The organism is Proteus terrae subsp. cibarius (genome assembly GCF_011045835.1).
In the GTDB taxonomy this organism is placed as follows: Bacteria; Pseudomonadota; Gammaproteobacteria; order Enterobacterales; family Enterobacteriaceae; genus Proteus; species Proteus cibarius.
Map to the genome: position 1 here is coordinate 1238119 of NZ_CP047349.1, position 19729 is coordinate 1257847.

The window sequence follows — 19729 nt, forward strand, 5'->3', positions numbered from 1 at the left end:
AAAGGGCTTTTATTTGAATGAATTAGGTATTCTATTTAGCTAAAAATACCCAACTATTGAGAGTAAAAGGTATTTTTATCGGGTGTATTTATACTGTAAATTATCTTCTATTCAATAATAGGAATGATAAGGTCAGCGTGATCACCTTTAGGCCCTTTTATCGTGCTATAATTAACTTTCTGCCCCGCTTTAAGTGTGCGGTAACCTTCCATTCTGATTGTTGAATAGTGGGCAAAAATATCATCGCCACCTTTTGCAGGGGTAATAAAACCAAAGCCCTTAGCATTATTGAACCACTTTACTGTACCTGTCTCCATACTTAGCTTCTCTCATATACTTGTATTTATTTGTTTAACATCACTTTCAGTATATTTACTGAGCTGTTCATAAAACATACTCTATTTTATTGTTTCAATCGTCAAGAGGTGAGGGGGATAGAAAGTGTTTCGAGTAGGTGAAATTTTGATGTAGCTAACGCTTTGTAATTTTTTGAATGTAAAAAGTAGGAATAAAAAAGCGTTGATAGGCAGACTTTCCTGTGAGATGGTAAACTAAATGTCATAATTGAAAGTGACGTTTAATAAAACTATGAGTAATGCAAAACAATGGGTCAGTTTGATTTTTTAACAGAAACCACGTTAAGGGAAGATGTTCATCAGAAAAATGAGCCACCAGCAATGTATAAGGTGATCTTGAATAATGATGATTACACCCCCATGGATTTTGTTGTAGAAGTGCTTACGATGTATTTTTTCCTTAGCGAGGAAAAAGCAACACAAATTATGTTGGACGTTCATCATAAAGGAAAAGGAGTTTGTGGGGTTTATAGTGCGGATATTGCCGAAACAAAAGTGGCTCAAGTTAATCTGTATGCGAGAGAAAATGAATACCCACTTTTGTGTACTCTTGAACAGGCATGATCCGGTTAGTCTTTTAAGGAGGAGGTGCTTATGCTTAATCACGAATTAGAGCTGAGTCTTAATGTTGCATTCGCGAAAGCCCGTGATAACAGACACGAATTTATGACTGTAGAGCACCTGTTGTTGGCGCTATTAAGTAATAAATCGGCACGCGAAGCATTGGAAGCTTGTAAAGTCGATCTGGCAGTCTTACGCGAAGAACTTGAAGTTTTTATTCGTAAAACAACCCCAATTTTGCCTGAAAATGTGGACAGAGAAACACAGCCAACGCTGAGTTTTCAGCGTGTATTACAGCGCGCTGTTTTTCACGTTCAATCATCAGGCAAAAACGAAGTCTCTGGTGCTAACGTGCTGGTGGCTATTTTTAGTGAACAAGAATCTCACGCAGCTTACTTATTACGTAAACACGACGTTAGTCGCCTTGATGTCGTTAACTTTATTTCTCATGGCATTTCGAAAGAAGATCAACAAAACGAAGATCTTTCTGACATGAATGATATGAATGCGCAATCTCAACAAGAGATGCCGCAAGGCGACGATCATATGGATAATTTTACCACTAACCTTAATCAGTTAGCGCGCCAAGGTAAAATTGATCCCCTAATTGGGCGTCAAGCTGAATTAGAAAGAACAATCCAAGTGTTATGTCGTCGTCGCAAAAATAATCCATTATTAGTGGGCGAATCAGGTGTCGGTAAAACAGCTATTGCAGAAGGGCTTGCATGGCGTATTGAGCAAAATGATGTTCCTGATGTGATGAAAGGTTACACTATTTATTCACTCGATATTGGTTCGCTTTTAGCGGGAACTAAATACCGTGGCGATTTCGAAAAACGTTTTAAAGCATTACTGAAAACCCTCGAAAAAGATGAAAAAAGCATCTTATTTATTGATGAGATCCACACCATTATCGGTGCGGGAGCTGCATCGGGTGGGCAAGTTGATGCGGCAAACTTAATTAAACCATTGTTATCTGGTGGTCGAATTCGTGTTATAGGCTCTACGACTTATCAAGAATTTAGTAATATCTTTGAAAAAGACAGAGCGCTTGCGCGTCGCTTCCAAAAAATTGATGTGACTGAACCATCCCCAGATGAGACCGTCTTGATCATTAAAGGATTGCGCCAAAAATACGAAGCACACCATGATGTACGTTATACCAATAAAGCCATTCAGGCAGCGGTGGACCTATCGGTTAAATACATCACAGATAGACATCTACCTGATAAAGCTATCGATGTTATTGATGAAGCAGGCGCAAAAACACGTTTAGTTGCACCAAGCAAACGTAAAAAAACTATTAATGTCTCAGATATTGAATCAGTCGTAGCTAAAATTGCACGTATTCCTGAAAAAACAGTTTCTAGCAGTGATAAATCAATGCTAAAAAATCTCGACAACCAATTAAAAATGTTGGTATTCGGTCAGGATCAAGCGATCCATGCCTTGTCTGAATCGATAAAGATGAGTCGAGCAGGATTAAGCCAAGATAATAAACCGGTGGGTTCATTCTTATTTGCAGGCCCTACTGGGGTAGGTAAAACGGAAGTCACTGTACAGCTAGCTAAAGCATTAAATGTGAAGTTGCTACGCTTTGATATGTCTGAATATATGGAAAGACATACGGTCAGCCGTTTAATTGGTGCTCCTCCTGGTTATGTTGGTTTTGATCAAGGGGGATTATTAACAGACGCTGTCATTAAAAATCCATATTCCGTAGTGTTACTTGATGAAATTGAGAAAGCACATCCGGATGTGTTCAATATCCTGTTACAGGTAATGGATAACGGTACATTAACGGATAACAATGGTCGTAAAGCAGATTTCCGTAATGTCATTTTAGTGATGACAACCAATGCAGGTGTGCGTGAAACACAACGTAAATCAATAGGGTTTACAGAGCAAGATAACAGCACTGATGCGATGGTTGAAATCAAAAAAGCCTTCTCACCTGAATTCCGTAATCGTTTAGATAGTATTATTTGGTTTAATGCATTATCGCCAGAAATTATCTCTATGGTGGTGGATAAATTTATTGTCGAACTACAAGTGCAGTTAGATGATAAAGGGGTATCGCTAGAAGTGAGCCAAGAAGCACGCCAATGGTTGTGTGATAAAGGCTATGATAGAGCGATGGGTGCAAGACCAATGGCGCGTGTTATTCAAGAAAACTTGAAAAAACCATTAGCTAATGAGATTTTATTCGGTTCTCTTGTTAATGGTGGATCGGTTTCTGTGACACTAGATAAACTGGCAGGCAAATTGAATTATGAGTTTGTTAGCCAAGAAAAATTGGCCAAGAATGAAGATGCCGTTATCTAAGGATAGCGGTTAATTTCACTAAGCTATAAAAGCATACACCACAGGTGAGCATCAATAAATGCCTTGCCTGTGGTGTTTTTTTCACCCGTTATATGACAATAACGGGAGAGAACAGATTGGGATCAACGGCTACGGAAGATGATACGGCCTTTGCTCAGGTCATATGGGGTCAGCTCAACGGTAACCTTGTCGCCTGTCAGGATACGAATATAGTTTTTACGCATTTTTCCTGAGATATGAGCGGTAACGACGTGTCCGTTTTCTAATTCTACGCGGAACATCGTGTTTGGCAGAGTATCCAGTACTGTGCCTTGCATTTCAATGTTGTCTTCTTTGGCCATCTAATCCTCTAAGTTTTAATAACCATATTTTTTAAACGGCAAGATAATGCCGAAAATATTGTCCTATGTAAAGGAATGTTATTGGATAGCAATGGTGTACACCTTGCTATTGTATTTAACATCCTTACCGCAACTTGCGTTTTACTTTGCTAAAGTAAAAGTAATAACAGAAGTTGTAATTCTTTATTTTGTGGTATTTGTAGCAATAAAATAACAGCACCCTAACCACATAATGGGTGTGTAAGATAAAATTTTTGTATAAACCTTTTTGCATAAATAACAGAATGACATTCTTAATTCTGTCTTAAATAAGAAGGGCTTTACAAAAACAAGCAGTGATTATAATTCCAACGATTGCTGATACCAACACTTTTTATCAATAATCACTTTTTTCCAACGAGATAACGCAATTAAATAATGTTCACGTGAAATCTCAGAGGCACCTAACGAGGCAGTATGAGAGTTTAGCACCTGACAATCAAATAGTTGACCCCCATAACGAAGAAAATGGTTATAAAAAGCAATAAAGGCACATTTAGAGGCGTTATCCCTACGGCTAAACATAGACTCGCCACAAAAAACAGCACCCATATTTACTCCATATAACCCTCCAACGAGCTCATCATCTTCCCAAACCTCAACAGAGTGGGCTTCACCTTGTTGATGGAGAGCTTCATAACCTGCTTTTATATCAGGGCCTATCCATGTTCCTTCTTCACGTACAGAACACGCCTCAATCACTGAAGCAAAGGCATGATTAAGTGTAATTTTATAAGGCTGGTGACGAATAAATTTACGTAAACTACGCCCAATATGCAAATCACCAGCGGGTAAAATGGCTCTTGGATCGGGTGACCACCATAATGGTTCTTCATTAGGGAAGTACCAAGGAAAAATACCCGATTGATACGCAACACGTAATCGCGAAAGGGAGATTTCTCCCCCTATCGCTAATAAGCCGTTGGGCTCTTTTAAAGCTAAATGAGGCTCTGGAAAATCCAAATCACAATCATCTAATTGAAACAACGGCATATTATGCCTCGTGAGCTGGTGTTAATAGAGCCTGTCTTTGATGAAATTTAGCATAATGCCCCTGTTGTTGTAACAACGAAGCATGAGTGCCTGTTTCAACGATTTTTCCGCCATCCATAACGCAGATTTTATCCATTTTATCTAAACCGTGAAGTCTGTGAGTGATCATTAATACAGCTTTACCTTGGCAATGCTGATGCAAGAGTGCGAGGATCTGCTGTTCTGTATCGGCATCAAGGCCTTCTGTTGGCTCATCAAGCAATACAAGAGGTGCATTGTGGAGTAGGGCTCTTGCAAGTCCTAAACGTCGCTGCTCGCCACCAGAGAGCTGTCTACCACCATCACCCATCCATGCATTTAAGCCTTCATCATTTTCAAGTAGTTGCCCAAGACCGACTTGCTGAAGAACATGTTTAAGCTCTTCATCTGTTGCCTGTTCTTTTGCCATCAATAAATTTTCTCTTAATGTATGGCTAAAGACATGAACGCGTTGAGGAACAACGGACATCATTGAGCGTAATGTCTCTTCATCATAATCAGCAATAGGTAAATTATTTAAGCTGATTGTGCCGTGAGTTGGATCAAAAGCGCGATTGATCAACTGCAATAGTGTCGATTTACCACAACCTGTTTTCCCTAATAGGGCAATGTGTTGTCCTGCTTCAATCGTTAAATCAACGTGATTGATGACTTGCATTGGCTGGTTTGGATAAGTAAAGCAAATATTGTGCATTATCAGTGTAGCGCTATTGTTTGTTTCTCCCCCTTTTTCAGGAAAAGTGACATCAAGTTTTTGCTCAATTAAATGAGAAATACGTGTTGCTGATGTCATTACTTGTCCTAAATGCTGGAAAGCAACAGTAACAGGGGCTAATGACTCAAATGCTGCCAATGCACAAAATGTAAATAAGGCAATTAACGCTTCAGGCATAAAGCTATTGTCGATACCGTCAGCTGCTAGCCATAAAATTAATGTCGCTGTTAGTCCTGATGCGAGGATCATCAATGATTGTGATAAACCTGTTAAGTTTGCCTGTTGTGCTTGTCTGCGTAGCCATTTAGCTTCAAGTTGCGCTAAATTTTGTCTAAAACGAGGTAATGCGCCAAAAACAGTTAGCTCAGCTTGTCCTTGCAACATGCTGGTTAACACTGTGCGGTATTGGCCTCGTAAATCAGTAAGATCTCGTCCAATAGGTTTACCTGCATAATAGAATACGAAAGGTAAAACAATCAGCAAGGTAAGCATAATGCCACCTAGCGTATTGGCCAAACGAGCATCAATTAAACCAAGGCCAAACATAATTGTCATAATGACAACAAAAGCGGCAATGATAGGGGAGATAACGCGAATATAAAGGTGATCTAGCGTTTCAACATCAGCAACTAAGCGGTTAAGCAACTCACCTTGACGAAAACGAGCTATTCCACCCGGTGAAAGAGGGAGGATCTTTTTAAAGGTGAATACGCGCAAGTGTGATAATACGCGAAACGTGGCGTCATGACTGACAAGCCTTTCAAAATAACGACCCGCAGTACGAAAAATTGCCGCACCTCGAACACCTGCCGCAGGTAGCATATAGTTAAAGCTATAAATGCCGGCAAAACCAGCAAGAGATGTACCCGCTAAAAACCAGCCTGATAGTGTTAAAAGACCAATACTCGCCAGTAAAGTCAGAATAGCAAGAATAATCCCTAGCAATAACATAAACCAGTGACGGCGATAGAGTGCGAGAAAAGGAAGCAATACTCTCATGATTAAAGTTCCTCTTTACGATGAGCAAGAAGGCGAGCAAAAGCGCCATTCTGTTGGCTTAACGATGCATAAGTACCAGTTTCAATAATTTGGCCTTTTTCCATCACCCAAATTTGGTCATAACCTAAAGTCTCTTCAAGTAGATGAGTAATAAGCAAGGTCGTTTGATTTAATGAGGCATTATTAAGCGCATGCATCACACGTTGTTCGCTATGAGAATCAAGGCTTGCTGCAGGCTCATCTAATAACAAAAATTGACAAGGTGACAATAAAGCACGAGCAACAGCAATACGCTGAGCCTGACCAACAGAAAGGCGTGCAGCACTATCGCCAATAATCGTATTTAAGCCGTCAGGTAATTCATTAATAAAATCGCTGACATAGGCTTTTTCAATGGCAAGATTGATTTGTTCATCGCTGGCATTAGGATTGCTTAAGCGAATATTATCCAGCAAGGTTTGTTCTGGTAAATTAGGATTTTGACCAACCCAGCTTAAACATTGACGCCAAGCTTCAGGGGAGAGCTGTGTTAATTCAATACCATTAACTTTTAATGAGCCACGATAAGGTAAAAAACCGAGTAGTGCATTTAACAACGAGCTTTTACCTGCACCACTAAGACCCACAATCGCAATTCGCTGATTAGGATTAATGGTAAAGTTTAATGGGCCCGCCAGTTTGACACCTTGATGAGATAGAATTTCTAGCTCATGGGCTGTTATCTCGATACTGTCTGTTGCATTGATACGCTCATTGCCTATGAATTGTGGCTTTTCACCTTCGGCTTCTAAAAATTCAACCAAAGATTCAGCCGCACCAATCGCTTGTGCTTTTGCATGATAGTACGTTCCTAAATCACGCAACGGTTGGAAAAATTCAGGGGCTAAGATCAACGCCAAAAAGCCTGAGAAAAGGGTAACACCTAAACCATAACTACCGAAATTAAGCTCACCTAAGTAAGAAAAACCAAAGTAAACCGCCACAACTGCGATGGAAACAGCGGTAAAGAATTCCAATACACCTGATGAAAGGAAGGCCATTCTTAGCACTTCCATTGTTCGTTTACGGAAATCTTCTGTTGCTTCAGTAATCTGTTTAACTTCTGCATTACCACGGTTAAATAACCGTAATGTATCTAATCCTCTTAATCTATCGAGGAAATTACCACTTAAACGACCTAATGCGAGAAAATTTCTACGGTTAGCATCTGCTGCACCTAATCCAACTAATGCCATAAATAACGGGATCAGTGGGGCGGTGAAAAATAGGATCAAGCCAGCAGCCCAGTTAACAGGGAAGATGGTGATAAGGATAAGAATAGGCACAATAGTGGCAAGATACATTTGCGGAATATAACGCGCATAGTAATCTTGCATATCTTCTATTTGTTCTAGAATAATTGTTGCCCAATTCCCCGCAGGTTTACCTTTAACCCAAACAGGTCCTAGCTCTTCAAGTCTATCAAGAACAATTTTACGAATTTGTTGCCTGACCGCCATACCACAGCGATAACCTACACGCTCTCGTATTGCCATCACCACAGCTCGTAAGATAAAAATACCAATAAGGGTGAGAAAGGTAGGTATATGCGTATCACGACTTAGACTGTCCATGATAAATGCTTGAAGTAAAACAGCTAATAACCATGCTTGCGCAATAATTAATAAACCGCTTACAACACCTAGGATCATTGATAGCCGTAGCCATCTACGGGCTGGAGCACTTTGCTGTTTCAGCCATCGAACCAATTCACTTTGTTTAGTTTTATCCATAAGAAAAGATTCAAATCTGCAGGTGAGATACAAAGTATCAGAAAGGCCAAGGGTAAGTAGTTATACGCTTTGGCAACCAGGCTAGTATGTTACATGGTAAAAGGCGCTACTGAAATAGCGCCTTGAAAGGAAGTGATGATTTTAGTTGGATTTTAGTGCGTCTAAGTAACGTTCTGCATCTAAAGCAGCCATACAGCCTGTGCCAGCAGAGGTAATTGCTTGACGATAAATGTGATCCATTACGTCACCAGCTGCAAAAACACCCTCGATAGAGGTTTGTGTTGCATTACCTTGAGTACCTGATTGTACTTTGATGTAACCGTTGTCTAATTCTAATTGACCGTCAAAAATAGCGGTGTTAGGGCTATGTCCAATCGCAATAAAGACGCCCATAACATCTAATTCTTCGGTTTTATCACTCTTAGTGTCTTTTAAGCGAACTTTCGTTACACCCATATCATCGCCAAGAACTTCGTCTAAGGTACGATCAGTATGCAAAATAATATTGCCACTGTTTACTTTATCCATTAAACGGTTAATTAAGATCTTTTCAGAACGGAAAGAATCACGACGGTGGATCAGATGAACTTCTGATGCAATATTAGATAAATAAAGAGCTTCTTCTACAGCCGTATTTCCGCCACCGACAACGGCAACTTTTTGGTTACGATAGAAAAAACCATCACAGGTTGCACAAGCAGAAACGCCTCGGCCTTTAAAAGATTCTTCTGAAGGTAAACCGATATAGCGTGCAGAAGCACCCGTTGCGATAATTAATGCGTCACAAGTGTATTCTTGTTCATCACCAAATAGGCGGAATGGGCGGTTTTTCAGATCGACTTTATTAATATGGTCAGAGATAATCTCTGTATTAAATTTCTCAGCGTGCTGAAACATGCGGTCCATTAAGCCAGGACCTGTTAGCCCCTCAGGGTCTCCGGGCCAGTTTTCGACTTCTGTTGTTGTTGTCAGCTGACCGCCTTTTTCAACACCCGTAATCAGTACTGGTTCTAAGTTTGCTCTTGCAGCATAAACGGCGGCGGTATAACCCGCAGGGCCTGAACCTAAAATAATAAGTTTGCTATGTTTGATGGTGCTCATGTGTACCTCATCTCTGATTAGGCGTGATGCGAATTGAGGGATTGTAGGAGAAATAAGACGTTAAAAAAAGCCAATGACGAGAAATAGACATAATATTTTAGCTATTTTAGCAATAGTTAATACTAATATAGTTTAATAATTATAGAGTTATATTGGGCTAACATCATCGAATTAACCTGAAACATTTTGCTTTACAATTGATGTTTATCTTGCGTATATAGAGAATAACATAGCGCCTTGTTCTGATTTTTACTCATTTGCTTTGACAATCCGCTGTACATTTGCGAAAACATGATTGTTAAAGATAATTATCCTCGGATGTTATACGTAATATTTTTTAGACAGACAGGGTATAGGATAGTTACTTTACGATATTTGCTAATGAGTATTTAGATAAAATAGAACTTTTATCTGGCATTAAAAGAAAATAGATTGGTAGTTTGCTCTGACCGTTTGATACCGAAGTTTCGACAGTGATGCTGATGGTGTACAGGTATGGGTATAGGAAAATAAAGTAAGAGAAAGAGAGTATAGAGATGATTGATAATAAAAAACGTCCGGGTAAAGATCTTGATAGAATAGACCGGAATATTCTAAATGAGCTTCAAAAAGATGGTCGTATTTCAAACGTTGAGCTATCTAAACGTGTAGGCTTATCACCAACGCCTTGTTTAGAGCGTGTACGTCGTTTAGAGCGCCAAGGATTTATTTCTGGTTATACAGCACTGTTAAACCCACATTACTTAGATGCATCATTATTAGTATTTGTGGAAATCACACTAAACCGTGGTGCACCAGATGTTTTTGAACAATTCAATATGGCTGTTCAGAAACTTGAAGAAATCCAAGAATGTCATTTAGTTTCTGGTGATTTTGACTATCTGTTGAAAACTCGTGTACCTGATATGTCCGCTTACCGTAAATTACTAGGTGAAACACTGTTACGTCTTCCGGGTGTTAATGACACACGTACATACGTGGTTATGGAAGAAGTTAAACAAAGTAACCGCCTTGTAATTAAAACTCGCTAAGCCAACTTAATAGGTTGGTGCAAAACAGGAAAAATTTAGGTACACTCCTGTTTATGCATACAGTTTCAACGCTGGGACATCTCAGCGTTGTTCCGTTTTAATTCACCCTAAGTTAAACCTGGAGAGCCCTCTTTGAGCCAGGAATATACAGAAGATAAAAATATTCGTTTAACAAAGATAAGCAACCGTCGCCGTATTTGGGAGGCTATTCTCATCCTTATCGGCATTGGCGCTGTCTTTTTAATGGTTTCATTACTTAGCTTTCATCCCTCTGATCCTAGCTGGTCACAAACCACTTGGAATGAGCCTATCCAGAATTTAGGCGGCAGTATCGGAGCATGGTTAGCTGATATTCTATTTTCTGCATTTGGTTTACTTGCCTATGCAATTCCTGTCGTCGTGGTTTTTGGGTGCTGGAATTCTCTACGCTACCAACAAAACCGTGAATACACCGACTTCTTTTCCCTTGCACTTCGCACGATTGGTGCCTTGGCTCTGATCTTTACCTCTTGTGCATTAGCTGATCTTAATTTTGATGATATCTATAATTTCAGCTCTGGTGGTGTAATTGGAAGCTTGTTTAGCAAAGCTCTATTGCCGTGGTTTAATGTTTTAGGCGCTACTCTTGCCCTGTTATCTGTTTGGGCTATTGGTTTTACTCTGTTTACTGGTTGGTCTTGGTTAACAATCACAGAAAAAATTGGTGCCGTTATTTTGGGAAGTGTTGGTTTTATTACCAATAGAGGCCAAAATGAAGCTGATTACGCAGATGAAGAAGAGGAAGATGGCACTCAAGATGTTGCTACAGAAATAGCTGAAAATTCAAATCAAAAAGAAAATCAGCAATCTGAATTAGGAACAGAAGAGAGTGATGATATTTTATTTTCTGCACCTTCAGCACTTGAACTAGCTCGTCAGCAAGAGACAGACGCATTACAACCTAAAGCAGAACAAGAAGATGATTTGCCATCTTTCTCTGCAACTAATGATATAGCAGATGAACATGTACAAACATTGACGCAACCGCAACCAGCTCCTCTTGTGTCAGCACCCGTTTCGCAACCAACTCATACAGAAGAACCAGAACATTATCGTTTTGATATTCCAGAAGCATTTTTAAAAAAAGAAGCTCAATCAGAAGTGAATGCTCCTCAGGGTTCTGCTTTCTCCTCGATACCAGAAGAAAGTACACCTTCTGTAATGCCATATGTTGAAAATGAACCTATGGCACAGCCATCATCTGTATCAACAGATAGTTTTATGCCAGCAGGCAAAGAAGTTGAACCTACATTCTCGCTAGCACCTGATACAGACTCTTTAACACAAGCAGCTACGGTGGTAGCTGGTGTGACGACTAGTGCTCTTGTTAGCCATGGTTCTCAAGTTAAACAAGGATTAGGCCCTGAATTACCTCGCCCAAATCCAGTGCGGTTGCCTACACGTCGTGAGCTTTATGGCATTCATATTCCTTCACAACGCGAAGCTGAATTACGTCGTCGTGAAGAGGCTATTCAGTCTGAACCTGAAGATGAGTTAGCTGATATTCAAGAACAAGCAAATTTCGAACAAGAGTTGCGCCAGCAATTCCTCGAACAGCAACGTGAACGTTATGGTGAAAACGATAGTACTGATCCTGAAGATATTATTGAGCCTCATCAGCCAAGTATCACAACACCAATATCTTCATTTGGTCATCAACAAGATGAATATCGTGATGAGCCAACAGTTACCGCGAATACATTCTCTTCCACAGAAGAAAATAACAACGATATTGATGAAGATGAGCAATATCAGCAACAGTTGGCAGCACAATTTAAGCAACAATTGCAGGATCGTTATGGCGATGATGTTTCGTTAGATGATGACGAAGATGAGGTTTTACCTCAAATATTAACATCAGCGCCTTCATTGCAAGCAACAACGGGTTATCAGCCTCATATTCAACATTCGTTTGCCTCACAATCAGCGCAACCGACACAAACTATTGAGAAAAAAGTTGAATACCCAGCCAGCAATGCATTTTTACAAATTTCACCTCGAGATGAAGAAGAGGAAGAGTACAGCCCTAAAATTGAGCTAGAAAGAGAGCTCACTGCATTAGAGGCATTCTCACCAATTGATGATCTATTGGATGAAGATCCGATAGAGCCAGTATTTACACCAATTGTTTCTGAACCTGTTACACCACAAGCTGCACCTCAATCACGTATTGAGCCACAGTCTAATATGGCGCAGCATTTTGCACAGCAACAGCAACAGCAACAGCAACAGCAACAGCAACAGCAACAGCAACAGCAACAGCAACAGCAACAGCAACAGCAACAATCTTTAATTCATCCATTGTTGATGCGTAATGATAGGCCGTTGCAAAAGCCAACAACACCAATGCCTTCTCTGGATTTACTAACAACACCGCCAGTAGAAGATGAACCTGTTGATATGTTTGAGCTTGAGCGTATTGGTAAACTTATTGAAGCACGTCTTAATGATTACCGAGTTAAAGCCAAGGTTGTTGGTATTTCACCGGGGCCTGTTATCACTCGTTTTGAACTTGAACTTGCTCCGGGTGTAAAAGCCGCACGTATATCAAATTTATCGCGCGACTTAGCGCGTTCATTGTCTGCTATTGCGGTACGTATTGTTGAAGTTATTCCGGGGAAACCTTATGTAGGACTGGAATTACCTAACAAAAAACGTCAAACCGTATATATGCGTGAATTGTTAGATAGCGAGGCATTCAGAGATAGCCGTTCTCCATTAACCGTTGTTTTAGGTAAAGATATTGGCGGTCAGCCAGTTGTTGCCAATCTAGCTAAAATGCCTCACTTACTTGTTGCTGGTACAACGGGGTCAGGTAAATCTGTCGGTGTGAATGCGATGATCATCAGCATTCTCTATAAAGCGAAACCAGAGGATGTTCGCTTTATTATGATTGATCCTAAAATGCTTGAGCTTTCAGTTTATGAAGGTATTCCACATCTTTTAACTGAAGTTGTTACTGATATGAAAGATGCCGCAAGTGCTCTGCGTTGGAGTGTGGCTGAAATGGAACGTCGTTATAAACTAATGTCAGCATTAGGTGTGCGTAATCTTGCAGGTTATAACGAAAAAATTAAAGAAGCTGAAGCAATGGCACGTCCTATTCCTGATCCATTCTGGAAACCAAGCGACAGTATGGCAACAGAAATACCAACGTTAGAAAAAGAACCTTATATTGTTGTTGTCGTTGATGAATTTGCTGATTTGATGATGACAGCAGGTAAAAAAGTTGAAGAGTTGATTGCTCGCTTAGCGCAAAAAGCACGTGCTGCGGGTATTCACCTTGTGCTTGCGACACAAAGGCCTTCTGTTGATATTATTACAGGCTTAATTAAAGCTAATATTCCGAGCCGTATCGCATTTACTGTATCGAGTAAAATCGACTCTCGAACTATTTTAGACCAAGGTGGTGCAGAGTCATTACTAGGCATGGGTGATATGCTTTATGCACCTAATGGCTTTGTGCCTGAACGTGTTCATGGTGCTTTTGTTAGTGATGATGAAGTCCATGCCGTAGCAACTGATTGGAAAGCTCGAGGTCGTCCTCAATATATTGAAGCCATTACAAAATGTAGCGAAGAAGGTGAAGGCAATAGTGGCGGTGGATATGATGATGGTGAAGAGCTTGATCCTTTGTTTGACCAAGCCGTAGAATTTGTAGTTGAAAAACAACGTGTTTCTATTTCTGGTGTACAACGCCAATTTAGAATTGGTTATAACCGCGCGGCAAGAATTGTGGAACAGATGGAAATGCAAGGTATTGTGAGTGCGCCAAACCACAACAATACTCGTGATGTACTTTCACCACCACCTTCAGATATGTAATATCTTGAAAACACAGTTATCAGCTAATGAGATAGCATGGTAATCTGCACAACATCATCAATAATTTATACGCCGACATTATGTCGGCGTTATCTCATGCCGAGGCTTGTAGAATGAAAAAAGTATTATTTGCAGTGTGTGCGATGACATTAATAAGTAGCCAAGCCGCTTGGGCTGATGCACGCCAGGATTTGCAACAACGATTAAATAAAGTAAATAGTTTTCAAGCAAACTTTAGTCAAACTGTGACCAGCAATGAAGGCTCACTTATCCAAAAGGGGGAAGGAAGTTTAAAAGTACAACGCCCTGATTTGTTTAATTGGCAAATGACTGCTCCGGATGAGAGTACGCTAATCTCCGATGGTAAAACATTGTGGTTTTATAACCCTTTTGTCGAGCAAGTCACAGCAACTTGGCTTGAAAGTGCTACAACCAATACGCCTTTTATGCTGATCGCCCGTAATGACAGTAAAGAGTGGCAAAACTATGATGTAAAACAGTCTGGTGATCGTTTTGAGTTAACTCCTAAAGTAGAAAATAACTTAAAACACTTTACGATAACTGTATTACCTAATGGACAAATTCAGCAATTCGCTGCCACAGAACAAGACGGTCAAGTCAGTAATTACCAATTGACTGCACAGACTGCTGCGCCAATCGATGCTTCCGCGTTTCGCTTTACACCTCCTGCGGGTGTGACTGTGGATGACCAACGTCAGTGAGGATATTTTGAGTAATTTATCACTCGATTTTTCACGCAATGAGTTTCAACCTTTAGCCGCAAGAATGCGACCTGAAACGTTGGAACAATATATCGGACAAACTCATTTACTTGCCGAAGGTAAGCCATTACCTCGAGCAATTAAAGCGGGTCAATTGCATTCCATGATCTTATGGGGGCCTCCTGGCACGGGTAAAACAACCCTTGCTGAGATCATTGGTCGGTACGCGCAAGCTGATATAGAACGATTATCTGCGGTGACATCGGGTATTAAAGAAATCAGAGAATCTATTGAAATTGCACGTCAAAACCGCAATGCAGGGCGCAGAACGATCTTGTTTGTTGATGAGGTTCACCGTTTCAATAAGAGTCAACAAGATGCTTTTTTGCCTCATATTGAAGACGGTACGATCACTTTTATTGGTGCAACAACAGAAAATCCCTCTTTTGAATTAAATTCCGCGTTGCTATCCAGAGCAAGAGTTTATCTATTACGTTCATTAACCGAAGCTGATATTGAGCAAGTGCTACAACAAGCGCTAGACGATCCAGAACGAGGTTTAGGCGGGCGTAATATTATCTTGCCAGATGATACGCGCAAAATGATTGCACAACTGGTTAATGGTGATGCACGTCGTTCATTAAATTTACTTGAAATGATGGCGGATATTGCTGAGGTTGATAATCAAGGAATACGAGTATTAACGCCGGCATTACTGACAGAAATCAGTGGTGAACGTAGTGCTCGTTTTGATAATAAAGGTGATCGCTTTTACGATCTTATTTCTGCATTACATAAGTCAGTCAGGGGATCTGCACCTGATGCTGCTCTTTATTGGTATGCAAGGATCATAACAGCGGGTGGCGATCCGCTTTATGTGGCTCGTCGGTTATTGGCGATTGCGTCAGAAGATGTGGGAAATGCTGATCCTCGCGCTATGCAAGTGGCAATTGCTGCATGGGATTGCTTTACTCGAGTGGGTCCCGCAGAAGGTGAGCGCGCTATTGCTCAAGCAATTGTATATCTGGCTTGCGCACCAAAAAGTAATGCCGTTTATACCGCATTTAAAGCAGCTATTGTCGATGCAAAAAGTAAGCCAGATTATGATGTACCTGAGCATTTACGTAATGCACCAACAAAATTAATGAAAGAAATGGGGCTTGGTGCTGAATATCGTTATGCTCATGATGAGCCTAATGGTTATGCTGCTGGAGAGGTCTATTTCCCTAAAGAAATGGCAAATACGCAGTACTATTACCCAGTAAAAAGAGGGTTAGAGATCAAGGTTGCAGAGAAATTAGACTGGCTATCTCAACAAGATCAAAATAGTGTTACAAAACGCTATCGCAAAATGTAAAGATGCGGTAAGGTTATTAAATTATCATTAATTTCTTAACTATGCCTTGTCTCAGGTATCTTTTTATAAGATAGGAGAGAAGGTTTTTATTAATCTATCAATAAGCACAGGATAAGCATGCTCGATCCAAATCTACTGCGTAATGAGCTAGACGCGGTCGCCGAAAAACTGGCTCGCAGGGGGTTCACCCTCGATGTGGAAAAAATCCGTCAACAAGAAGAACGCCGTAAGGTGTTACAGGTTGAAACTGAATCCCTGCAAGCAGAACGTAATTCTCGATCGAAGTCCATTGGTGCGGCAAAAGCGCGTGGTGAAGATATTGAGCCACTTCGTCAAGAAGTTAACCTGTTAGGTGAAAAACTTGAAGCTGCAAAAGCCGAACTTGAAGTGCTTCAAGCGGAAATTCGTGATTACGTTTTAACTATTCCAAACATGCCAGACGATGCTGTTCCAAATGGCAAAGATGACAGCGAAAACGTTGAAGTTTCTCGTTGGGGCACACCAAAGACTTATGATTTTGAATTAAAAGATCATGTGACTTTAGGTGAACTAACAGATGGTTTAGATTTTGCTTCAGCGGTGAAAATCACCGGCTCACGTTTTGTTGTGATGAAAGGTCAAATTGCACGTCTACATCGTGCTATCACACAATTTATGCTGAATCTGCATACAGAAGAGCACGGCTACCAAGAAATGTATGTTCCTTACTTGGTTAACCACGCAACGCTGTACGGTACAGGTCAGTTACCTAAATTTAGTGAAGACTTATTTCACACTAAACCGTTAGAAGAAGAAGCAGAAAGCCAATACGCGCTTATTCCAACAGCGGAAGTACCTGTGACAAATATGGTAAGAGACGTTATTCTTGAAGAAGACGATCTACCATTGCGAATGACTGCGCATACGCCTTGCTTCCGTTCAGAAGCAGGCTCTTATGGTCGTGATACTCGTGGCCTTATTCGTATGCACCAATTTGATAAAGTTGAGCTGGTTCAAATCGTTCATCCTGAAAAATCAATGGAAGCATTAGAAGAGCTAACGGGCCATGCTGAGAAAGTGCTGCAACTACTGAATCTGCCATATCGTAAAGTTGTGCTTTGCACTGGTGATATCGGTTTTGGCGCTCGTAAAACATATGACTTAGAAGTATGGGTTCCGGCTCAAAATACTTACCGTGAAATTTCTTCATGCTCTAACTGCTGGGATTTCCAAGCTCGTCGTATGCAAGCGCGTTTCCGTGCTAAAGGTGACAAGAAAACGCAATTAGTTCACACATTAAACGGTTCTGGCTTAGCTGTAGGTCGTACTTTAGTTGCAATTATGGAAAACTATCAAATGGCTGATGGCCGTATTGAAATTCCAGAAGTGTTACGTCCATACATGAACGGTTTAGAATATATCGGTTAATAATTCTCTAATTAATTGAGTATTAATAATTTAACCCTCTGCTTAGGCAGGGGGTTTTTGTTTAATGATATAGAAAGAAATTAAAAGGTATATCTTTATTTAATGCACAATATCTCAATGAGGTTTAGATAAATAAGGTAATAGAGAAAAAAATATCTCTATTTTTCTTTCGTTTTCCATATTAACAAAATCGTCCATTGCAATTTCTATATAATCAATGGTTTTATTATGAATAGTAAATTTATACATTAAATGTCCACTCCAACTACGGTGAACATAGATACAATTTTCTATACTATAAGAGAGCCATTTATCTTCCATACATGAAGGTAACCAACCATTTAATATATTCTTTTCTGCCTCTTCAGTTAGAGAATAATTAATATAATGAATTAATGGTGTTTTTTCAAAGTACTTTAAGTTTTTTAATATTTCTTTATTTATCATTTTATTTATTCCAAAAACTTTAATTCTTCTACAGACTACTGAAATAGATTTAACTTTTCAAAAAGAATGTACAAGAACTTGGATGTTTTAACATAAAAAGGGAGCATAATATTGTAATTAAATAAAAAGTGATAGCTAGGTTTTCACCATTTATTCTTAATAAAAGATTTTCTAGCCTTCTTAATGTCATCTAAATATAGTTATAAAATGTAGAAAAAGATGATTATAAAAAAATTCTTACTAAATAAAGTAGGATTAAATAAAAATATAACGCAATCCTACGTTGGTTAAACTGATCACGGCATATCTAATTTATGTTGCTAAATTATACCTATCGCTCGAATTTACCTCAGTTACGTTATGACGTTTCTATTTCATTAGAACCCTACAAAAGAGCATATTCTATGATAGTTTCTAAACAGCAGTTACATCAATTAATAAAAAATAAATTACATCATGCAGGATTAAGTGAGTCTCATGCGGATACGGTGGCTGATGTCTTAGTCCATGCTGATGCCAAAGGTATTCATTCTCATGGTGCAGTACGTGTAGAGTATTATGCAGAGCGGATAAGTAAGGGGGGTACGAATAAGCGTCCTGATTTTACTTATACTGAAACGGGACCTTGTAGCGCTGTATTTGATGGTGATAATGGTGCAGGGCATGTTGCAGCGAAAGATGCAATGGAACGTGCTATCAAAATGGCACAAGACAAGGGCGTTGCTGTTGTTGGTGTAAGACGAATTGGTCATAGTGGAGCACTGTCTTACTTTGTTGAACAAGCATCAAAAGCGGGTATGGTAGGTATTTCGTTGTGCCAATCTGATCCAATGGTTGTTCCTTTTGGTGGCTCAGAAGTTTATTACGGCACTAATCCTATCGCTTTTTCGGCTCCTGGAGTAGGCGATAAACATATTACATTTGATATGGCAACAACCGTGCAGGCATGGGGTAAAGTGTTAGATGCGCGTTCACGCCATATCGATATTCCCGATACTTGGGCTGTTGATGAAAGTGGTAAATCTACAACCGATCCCTTTGCAGTAAAAGGGTTATTGCCTATTGCAGGCCCTAAAGGCTATGGCTTAATGATGATGGTTGATGTGTTGTCTGGTGTTTTACTTGGGCTTCCTTTTGGTAAACATGTCAGTTCGATGTATCACGATTTAACACAAGGGCGAGAATTGGGTCAATTGCATATTGTGATTAATCCCGCTTTCTTTACTGATGCTACTCTATTTAGAGAACATATCTCACAGGTTATGGGCGAATTAAATGCAATTAAACCTGCACCGAATGTAGATAAAGTTCTCTATCCTGGTGAGAATAGTCAAATAGAAGAGCAAAGAAGCGAGAAAGAAGGCATTGAAATTGTTGATGAAATTTATAATTATTTAATATCTGATATGCTTTATAACAAATCCTATAACAATAAAGACCCATTTGCGGGTTAATATAACGCCTCTATTCACGATAAAAAAGAACAGGAGAGGGTGATATCAACTGTTCTTTTTTTAAATTTATAATTCATCAGCCATTATTTTAGTTGGTTATTTTATTATAGTAAGTAAATTAAATTTAGTTAATTATAAAAATAATGAATTATAGTTTTTTAATTATATAGTAATTAAAAGAAGTATATATCTTTATTGATTCATGG

General features: G+C 39.6%; 15 protein-coding genes. 8 read left to right on the forward strand and 7 right to left on the reverse strand.

The genetic code is table 11. From position 1 onward, the window contains the following. Positions 1-107: 107 nt before the first annotated feature. Positions 108-317, reverse strand: coding sequence for a cold shock domain-containing protein CspD (gene cspD / locus GTH25_RS05660; protein WP_023581298.1), 210 nt, complete (start codon positions 315-317; stop codon positions 108-110). Positions 318-605: 288 nt separating this feature from the next. Between cspD and clpS the strand changes: the two genes are divergently transcribed. Together clpS and clpA are read left to right on the forward strand one after the other, a co-directional pair. Next, entirely contained in the window at positions 606-920 is a 315-nt protein-coding gene (gene clpS, locus GTH25_RS05665) for an ATP-dependent Clp protease adapter ClpS (protein WP_075672467.1), read from the forward strand. A 30-nt stretch (positions 921-950) separates the two neighbouring features. Next, positions 951-3242 carry an ATP-dependent Clp protease ATP-binding subunit ClpA gene (gene clpA, locus GTH25_RS05670; RefSeq protein ID WP_075672465.1) on the forward strand — a complete coding sequence of 764 codons (2292 nt, stop codon included), beginning with the start codon at positions 951-953 and terminating at the stop codon, positions 3240-3242. Between the two features lie 122 nt (positions 3243-3364). Here clpA and infA read toward each other — a convergent pair whose 3' ends face one another. From infA to trxB, 5 genes are all read right to left on the reverse strand, one after another. After that, entirely contained in the window at positions 3365-3583 is a 219-nt protein-coding gene (gene infA / locus GTH25_RS05675) for a translation initiation factor IF-1 (RefSeq protein ID WP_004244560.1), read from the reverse strand. A gap of 339 nt (positions 3584-3922) precedes the next feature. Beyond that, positions 3923-4615, reverse strand: coding sequence for a leucyl/phenylalanyl-tRNA--protein transferase (aat, locus tag GTH25_RS05680; RefSeq protein ID WP_075672463.1), 693 nt, complete (start codon positions 4613-4615; stop codon positions 3923-3925). A gap of 1 nt (position 4616) precedes the next feature. Next, positions 4617-6368 carry a heme ABC transporter ATP-binding protein/permease CydC gene (gene cydC / locus GTH25_RS05685; RefSeq protein WP_156733142.1) on the reverse strand — a complete coding sequence of 584 codons (1752 nt, stop codon included), beginning with the start codon at positions 6366-6368 and terminating at the stop codon, positions 4617-4619. A 2-nt stretch (positions 6369-6370) separates the two neighbouring features. Continuing rightward, positions 6371-8140 carry a heme ABC transporter permease/ATP-binding protein CydD gene (gene cydD / locus GTH25_RS05690; RefSeq protein ID WP_159241899.1) on the reverse strand — a complete coding sequence of 590 codons (1770 nt, stop codon included), beginning with the start codon at positions 8138-8140 and terminating at the stop codon, positions 6371-6373. A 141-nt stretch (positions 8141-8281) separates the two neighbouring features. After that, positions 8282-9241: a thioredoxin-disulfide reductase gene (gene trxB / locus GTH25_RS05695; protein ID WP_075672457.1), complete on the reverse strand. Its 960-nt coding sequence runs from the start codon at positions 9239-9241 to the stop codon at positions 8282-8284. 536 nt (positions 9242-9777) lie between these two features. Here trxB and lrp point away from each other — a divergent pair. The 5 genes from lrp to serS all read left to right on the forward strand — a co-directional run bounded on the left by lrp (position 9778) and on the right by serS (position 17622). After that, positions 9778-10272 (forward strand): leucine-responsive transcriptional regulator Lrp, encoded by a 495-nt coding sequence (lrp, locus tag GTH25_RS05700; RefSeq protein WP_004244566.1) that lies wholly within the window; start codon positions 9778-9780, stop codon positions 10270-10272. 132 nt (positions 10273-10404) lie between these two features. Beyond that, complete coding sequence (locus GTH25_RS05705) at positions 10405-14136, forward strand: DNA translocase FtsK 4TM domain-containing protein (protein WP_164530380.1); 3732 nt, start codon at positions 10405-10407, stop codon at positions 14134-14136. Between the two features lie 113 nt (positions 14137-14249). After that, positions 14250-14858: an outer membrane lipoprotein periplasmic chaperone LolA gene (gene lolA, locus GTH25_RS05710; protein ID WP_075672453.1), complete on the forward strand. Its 609-nt coding sequence runs from the start codon at positions 14250-14252 to the stop codon at positions 14856-14858. 7 nt (positions 14859-14865) lie between these two features. Further along, positions 14866-16215, forward strand: coding sequence for a replication-associated recombination protein A (locus tag GTH25_RS05715; RefSeq protein WP_075672551.1), 1350 nt, complete (start codon positions 14866-14868; stop codon positions 16213-16215). 117 nt (positions 16216-16332) lie between these two features. Continuing rightward, a complete protein-coding gene (serS, locus tag GTH25_RS05720; RefSeq protein WP_069368177.1) occupies positions 16333-17622 on the forward strand; it encodes a serine--tRNA ligase in 1290 nt (429 codons plus the stop codon). Positions 17623-17736: 114 nt separating this feature from the next. Here the strand turns inward: serS and GTH25_RS05725 are convergent, their stop codons facing one another. Next, positions 17737-18069: a hypothetical protein gene (locus tag GTH25_RS05725; protein WP_083629081.1), complete on the reverse strand. Its 333-nt coding sequence runs from the start codon at positions 18067-18069 to the stop codon at positions 17737-17739. Positions 18070-18473: 404 nt separating this feature from the next. Here GTH25_RS05725 and allD point away from each other — a divergent pair, with 404 nt between their 5' ends. Continuing rightward, positions 18474-19523: an ureidoglycolate dehydrogenase gene (gene allD / locus GTH25_RS05730; RefSeq protein WP_164530381.1), complete on the forward strand. Its 1050-nt coding sequence runs from the start codon at positions 18474-18476 to the stop codon at positions 19521-19523. Positions 19524-19729: the final 206 nt, after the last annotated feature.

What these genes read in the sequence shown, in the direction of transcription:
- trxB (WP_075672457.1), bottom strand. Translation starts at nt 9,241, where the DNA reads ATGAGCACCATCAAACATAGCAAACTTATTATTTTAGGTTCAGGCCCT.
- serS (WP_069368177.1), top strand. Translation starts at nt 16,333, where the DNA reads ATGCTCGATCCAAATCTACTGCGTAATGAGCTAGACGCGGTCGCCGAA.
- clpA (WP_075672465.1), top strand. Translation starts at nt 951, where the DNA reads ATGCTTAATCACGAATTAGAGCTGAGTCTTAATGTTGCATTCGCGAAA.
- cspD (WP_023581298.1), bottom strand. Translation starts at nt 317, where the DNA reads ATGGAGACAGGTACAGTAAAGTGGTTCAATAATGCTAAGGGCTTTGGT.
- lolA (WP_075672453.1), top strand. Translation starts at nt 14,250, where the DNA reads ATGAAAAAAGTATTATTTGCAGTGTGTGCGATGACATTAATAAGTAGC.
- lrp (WP_004244566.1), top strand. Translation starts at nt 9,778, where the DNA reads ATGATTGATAATAAAAAACGTCCGGGTAAAGATCTTGATAGAATAGAC.
- clpS (WP_075672467.1), top strand. Translation starts at nt 606, where the DNA reads ATGGGTCAGTTTGATTTTTTAACAGAAACCACGTTAAGGGAAGATGTT.
- allD (WP_164530381.1), top strand. Translation starts at nt 18,474, where the DNA reads ATGATAGTTTCTAAACAGCAGTTACATCAATTAATAAAAAATAAATTA.
- cydD (WP_159241899.1), bottom strand. Translation starts at nt 8,140, where the DNA reads ATGGATAAAACTAAACAAAGTGAATTGGTTCGATGGCTGAAACAGCAA.
- infA (WP_004244560.1), bottom strand. Translation starts at nt 3,583, where the DNA reads ATGGCCAAAGAAGACAACATTGAAATGCAAGGCACAGTACTGGATACT.
- cydC (WP_156733142.1), bottom strand. Translation starts at nt 6,368, where the DNA reads ATGAGAGTATTGCTTCCTTTTCTCGCACTCTATCGCCGTCACTGGTTT.
- GTH25_RS05725 (WP_083629081.1), bottom strand. Translation starts at nt 18,069, where the DNA reads ATGATAAATAAAGAAATATTAAAAAACTTAAAGTACTTTGAAAAAACA.
- aat (WP_075672463.1), bottom strand. Translation starts at nt 4,615, where the DNA reads ATGCCGTTGTTTCAATTAGATGATTGTGATTTGGATTTTCCAGAGCCT.